5 protein-coding genes are annotated in these 5,448 nt (G+C 62.5%); all 5 read left to right on the plus strand.

The features are described from left to right. Nucleotides 1-74 precede the first annotated feature (74 nt). Nucleotides 75-803 carry a DUF3306 domain-containing protein gene (locus tag AC1D0Z_RS15270; protein WP_477659074.1) on the plus strand — a complete coding sequence of 243 codons (729 nt, stop codon included), beginning with the start codon at nucleotides 75-77 and terminating at the stop codon, nucleotides 801-803. After that, complete coding sequence (locus AC1D0Z_RS15275; RefSeq protein WP_477659075.1) at nucleotides 730-2,865, plus strand: 4Fe-4S dicluster domain-containing protein; 2,136 nt, start codon at nucleotides 730-732, stop codon at nucleotides 2,863-2,865. Before AC1D0Z_RS15270 ends, AC1D0Z_RS15275 begins: the two co-directional genes overlap by 74 nt. Before the next feature lie 20 nt (nucleotides 2,866-2,885). Further along, nucleotides 2,886-3,503 carry a TorD/DmsD family molecular chaperone gene (locus AC1D0Z_RS15280; RefSeq protein ID WP_477659076.1) on the plus strand — a complete coding sequence of 206 codons (618 nt, stop codon included), beginning with the start codon at nucleotides 2,886-2,888 and terminating at the stop codon, nucleotides 3,501-3,503. Nucleotides 3,504-3,710: 207 nt separating this feature from the next. Continuing rightward, nucleotides 3,711-3,920 (plus strand): formate dehydrogenase, encoded by a 210-nt coding sequence (locus tag AC1D0Z_RS15285; protein ID WP_477659077.1) that lies wholly within the window; start codon nucleotides 3,711-3,713, stop codon nucleotides 3,918-3,920. 71 nt (nucleotides 3,921-3,991) lie between these two features. After that, on the plus strand, nucleotides 3,992-5,448 hold a 1,457-nt coding region (locus AC1D0Z_RS15290; RefSeq protein ID WP_477659078.1), incomplete at its 3' end, for a molybdopterin-dependent oxidoreductase.

Here is a 5,448-nt window from a genome sequence, read left to right on the forward strand (position 1 = left end):
CTTCAAGACCTTGACGGACCGTTTTGGCAATCCGGCACGGGTCAGTACCGAAAAGAAAACCGGCGGAGGCCAGCATGGCTGACGAGCCGACAGGTTTTCTGGGGCGGTGGTCCCGCCGCAAGGTCGACATCGCGCAGGGAAAACCGCTGGAAGAGCCGGTAGAAAAGCCGTTGGCAAAACCGGCGGTGGCCGCACCGCCCGCATCTGACGCCGACGCACCTGCTGCAAAGGGCCAGACGCAAGCACTGGAAGCCCTGCCGGAACAAAAGGCCCTCACGCTGGCAGACGCCAGGCTGCTCACCAAAGACTCCGACTTCAAACCCTTCATGGCCGGCGATGTGACGCCCGATGTGCGCAACGCGGCGATGAAGCAACTCTTCGCCGACCCGCACTTCAACGTGATGGACGGTCTGGACACCTACATCGACGACTACTCCAAGTCCGACCCCATTCCTGAGGCCATGCTGCGGCAGATGACAAGTGCGAAGTTTCTCAAGCTCTTTGATGACGAAGAGGACAAGGAAGGCAAGGCAAAAGGCGAGGCTCAGGTGCAAGTCGCCGGCCTGCAAGACGACCCCGCCAATCCGCCACGGGAAAGCGCCAATAACCCCACAGTCCAAACCGTGGCACAGTCCTATGAAAATCCGGACATAGCCCCATCGCAAATACCAGGCGCTTTATCAACCAGCCAATCCCAGCCCGACCCGGCCGGTGCCAGCCAAGAAGACCATGCCCACACTGATTTGCGACTGCAACCAGACCATGCCGCTCCAGCCCCAGGCGCTGGGCGCGGCGCTCAATGAAAACCTGACGCTGCATTCGGCGCTGTGCCGCCGCGAGGTGGGCGCCTTCCAGAAGGCCGCGCAGTCCGGCGATGATGTCGTCGTGGCCTGCACCCAGGAAAAGCGCCTGTTTGCCGAAGTGGGTGAACAAACCCAGGGCGTCACCTCGGTGGTGAAGTTCGTCAATATCCGCGAGACCGGCGGCTGGAGCAAAGACGCTTCCAGCGCCATGCCCAAAATCGCAGCCCTGCTGGCCGCCGCGCACCTGCCGGACGCCGAGCCGGTGGCCACCGTCACTTACAAGAGCGCCGGTCGCCTGCTCATCGTCGGCGCGCTGGACCAGGCCGAGCAGGTCGCCGCTCTGGTTGCCGATACCCTCGATGTGACGATCTTTGCGCAGGGTGTTTTACCCCAGGCACAGGCTGGCTTCCCTTCGCAGGAACGCAAATACCCCGTCGTCAGCGGCGAGCGGCTCGCGCTCAAAGGCTGGCTGGGCGCGTTTGAGGCGACCTGGGACAAGACCAACCCCATCGATCTGGACCTCTGCACACGCTGCAATGCCTGCATTGCCGTGTGCCCCGAAGGCGCTATTGACCTGAGCTACCAGGTCGACGCGGCCAAATGCACATCACACCGCGACTGCGTGGCCGTGTGCAAGGTGGCCGGCGCCATTGACTTCAATCGCGCGCCGCAAAAACTCACCGAAGCGTTTGACCTCGTGCTCGACCTGGGCGCCAGGCCCCTGGTCGCGCTGCATGCGCCGCCRCAAGGCTACTTTGCCCTGAATGCATCTGCCGGCCTGGCATCGCCTGGCTTGCTGGCCACCGTAGTCAAGCTGCGCGACATGGTGGGCGAGTTTGAAAAGCCGAAATTTTTTGCCTACAAACAAAAGCTCTGCGCCCACAGCCGCAATGAAGCCGTCGGCTGCAATGCCTGCATCGACATCTGTTCCGCCGGCGCCGTCAGCAGCGAGAAAAAACGCCAGCAGATCGTCGTCAATCCCAATCTCTGCGTAGGCTGCGGTGCCTGCACCACGGTGTGCCCGACGGGTGCGCTCACTTACGCTTATCCGCGCGCCAGTGAGCAGGGTGTTCGCATCAAGACCCTGCTGTCGGCTTATGCCAAAGCCGGTGGCACGCAGCCTGTGTTGTTGTTTCACAGCCAGGACAGCGGCCAGCAAGCCGTCGAGGCCCTGGGCCGCGCTGCGCGGCTGCAAAAAACCGTGCGCGGCGTACCGGCCAATGTGATACCGCAGGCGCTATGGCACACGGCGAGCCTGGGGCTGGACTTGTGGCTCAGCGCCATTGCCTTCGGTGCATCGCAAGTAGCGGTGCTGGTGACCGGTGAGGAGGCTCCTGCCTATCTTGAAGGCCTGACTGAACAGATGCGCGTGGCGCAAACCCTGCTCAATGGTTTGGGCTATGCGGGCGTACACCTTCATCTGGTGCAAGCCGGGGAGGGGACAGATGYCCTCGCCGGGCTGGACGCCAGCCTGCAGACGCTGGCGCGGGGCCGCCCAGCAGTGCCCGCCGCTGCGGCACGTTTTGCCGTGGCGCAAGAAAAGCGCAGCACGCTCGACATGGTGCTGGACCACCTCATGAGCCAGGCGCCGGCCGCTTTGCCCGAAGCCATTGCACTGCCTGCCAAAGGCTCGCCTTTCGGCAGCTTGAGCGTCAACGCTGACGCCTGCACACTGTGCCTGAGCTGCGTGAGCGCCTGCCCKGCCAGCGCACTGCAAGACAACCCGGATCGCCCGCAGCTCAAGTTCATCGAGAAAAACTGCGTGCAGTGCGGCCTGTGCGCTGTGACCTGCCCCGAGGACGCCATTACGCTGCAGCCGCGCCTGCTGCTCACGCCGCAGCGCAAAGAGGCGCGCGTGCTCAATGAAAGCCAGCCTTACCAGTGCATACGCTGCGCCAAACCCTTTGGCACCCTCAAGGCCATCGAGTCCATGCTGGGCAAGCTGGCGGGGCATGCGATGTTCCAGGGCGCGGCCGCAGACCGCCTCAAGATGTGCGGCGACTGCCGGGTCATCGATATCTATTCCGCCGAGAATGAATTGAAGATTACCGATATTCGCTAAGCACAGAGACCAGACACACCATGACGCAAGCCCAACTCACCGCCTCCTCCCTGGACGAAGAAACCGCGCGGGCCGAGGTTTATGGCGTGCTTGCCGCGCTTTACTACGCCGCACCTTCCGCAGAGCTGCATGAAAACCTTCGCATTGCGGTAACAGAGGCGCCCGCCGCTGGCGGCCTTCTCGAAAGTTCGTGGAGCGAACTCGTGGCTGCCGCACGCGCACAAAGCCTGGCAGACATCACGCGCGAGCACGACGCCCTGTTCGGCGGTGTCGGCAAGCCGGAGGTGTATCTCTTTGGCTCGCACTACCTTGCCGGGTTTCTGAATGAAAAGCCTTTGGCCGCCTTGCGAACCGACATCGCCGCGCTGGGCCTGGCGCGCGACGAGGCCATGCCCGAAACCGAAGATCACGTGGCCTACCTCTGCGAAGTCATGCGCTACCTGATTGCCGGCGACGATGTGGAGGTTGCAAACCTCACCCGGCAGCGAGAGTTTTTTGCACGGCATGTGCAGCCCTGGGTGCCCCTGATGTGTGATGCCATTGCGGCGCATCCCAAGGCGCGGTTTTATGCGGCGCTTGCTGCCTTCACCCAGACCTTCGTCAGCGTGGAGGCGCAAGGCTTCGACATGCTGGCCTGAGGGCTGCGCATAAAGCTTTTTTTCTCAAAATGAGACAGCTTTGAATGACCGACTGGCCACGATTCGCCGGCTCTGACAATAAGATTGCTTATCGTTTTCCCTAGACTTGGRCGTTGAGCGGCGCTAACCATTGTGGTGCGCGGTGCTCTGCCTTACAGTACTATGCAAACGGTTACATAGCCAGCAAGCCYTCCCCTGGAGATCACCATGCAGGACAGCCAGCCAAAACCCTCTCGCAGGGGATTCTTTTTCGGCGCAGCCGCCACCGGCGCGGCAGCCGCGGCCATCGTGGCCCTGCCAGGCGCACCCGCGCTGCAGCAAGCCGAATTGCCGGAGCCCAAACCGGCCCCTGAAAAAGGCGGCGGCTACAGCCTCTCGGAACACGTCAAGCGCTACTACAAGACCACCCGGATCTAGCTCAGCAGCCCAGCAGTCCGGCGTCCGACCTCAGCCGACCCCCCTGATTTCACTTATCTACGGAGAGCTCCATGCTGCTCACGAAAAAATCATCTGATGTTCATCCTGTGCACCGCGCGGGTTCTGCGCGCTTTGTGCAAAGCCTGTCGCGGGGCCTGTCCAATGCGCTGCCCACCATGGACCGCCGCGCCTTCCTGCGCCGCTCCGGCCTGGGTGTCGGTGTGGGCCTCGCCGCCACGCAGCTAAGCCTGGTCAAAAAGGCGTCCGCCGCCGCGCCCGGCACCACGTCTGACGGCACCGGCAAGATTGAGGTCAAGCGCACCGTCTGCAGTCACTGCTCGGTGGGTTGCGCGGTTGACGCCATCGTTGAAAACGGCGTCTGGGTCCGCCAGGAACCGGTGTTCGACTCCCCCATCAATCTGGGTGCCCACTGCGCCAAGGGCGCCGCACTGCGCGAACACGGCCACGGCGAATACCGTCTGCGCTACCCGATGAAGCTGGTCAACGGCAAGTACGAGCGCATCAGCTGGGACACCGCACTGAATGAAATCAGCGCGAGGCTGCTCGAGCTGCGCAAAGAGAGCGGACCGGATTCGGTGTACTGGGTGGGCTCCTCCAAGCACAACAACGAGCAAGCCTACCTGATGCGCAAGTTCGTGAGCTTCTGGGGCAGCAACAACTGCGACCACCAGGCCCGCATCTGCCACTCCACCACGGTGGCCGGCGTCGCCAACACCTGGGGTTATGGCGCCATGACCAATTCGTACAACGACATGCAAAACAGCAAGTGCGCGTTGTACATCGGCTCGAACGCCGCGGAAGCCCACCCGGTCAGTCTGCTGCACATGCTGCACTCCAAGGAGGCCGGCTGCAAGATGATCGTGGTCGACCCCCGCTTCACGCGCACGGCGGCCAAGGCCGACGAATACGTCCGCATCCGCTCCGRCTCTGACATCCCCTTCCTCTTCGGTGTGCTGTATCACATCTTCAAGAACGGCTGGGAAGACAAAAAATACATCAACGACCGTGTCTACGGCATGGACAAAGTCAAGGCCGATGTGATGGCCAAGTGGACGCCTGACAAAGTGCTGGAGGCTTGCGGCGTTGACGAGGCCACCGTGCTCAAAGTGGCCACCATGATGAGCCAGAACCGTCCCAGCACCATCGTCTGGTGCATGGGCCAGACCCAGCACACCACCGGCAATGCCGTCGTGCGCGCATCGTGCATCCTGCAGCTGGCGCTGGGCAACATCGGCGTGTCTGGCGGCGGCGCCAATATTTTCCGCGGCCATGACAACGTGCAGGGCGCGACCGATGTCGGCCCCAATCCTGATTCGCTGCCGGGTTATTACGGCCTGGCTGAAGGCTCSTGGAAGCACTTCGCCAARACCTGGGGTGTGGACTTCGAMTGGATCAAGGGACGCTACGCATCGGCCGCGATGATGKSCAAGCCYGGCATCACSGTSTCGCGCTGGATCGACGGCGTGMTGGARAARAACGAGCTSATCGACCAGGATTCCAACCTGCG

The sequence above is a fragment of the Polaromonas sp. P1_E3 genome, assembly GCF_056405935.1.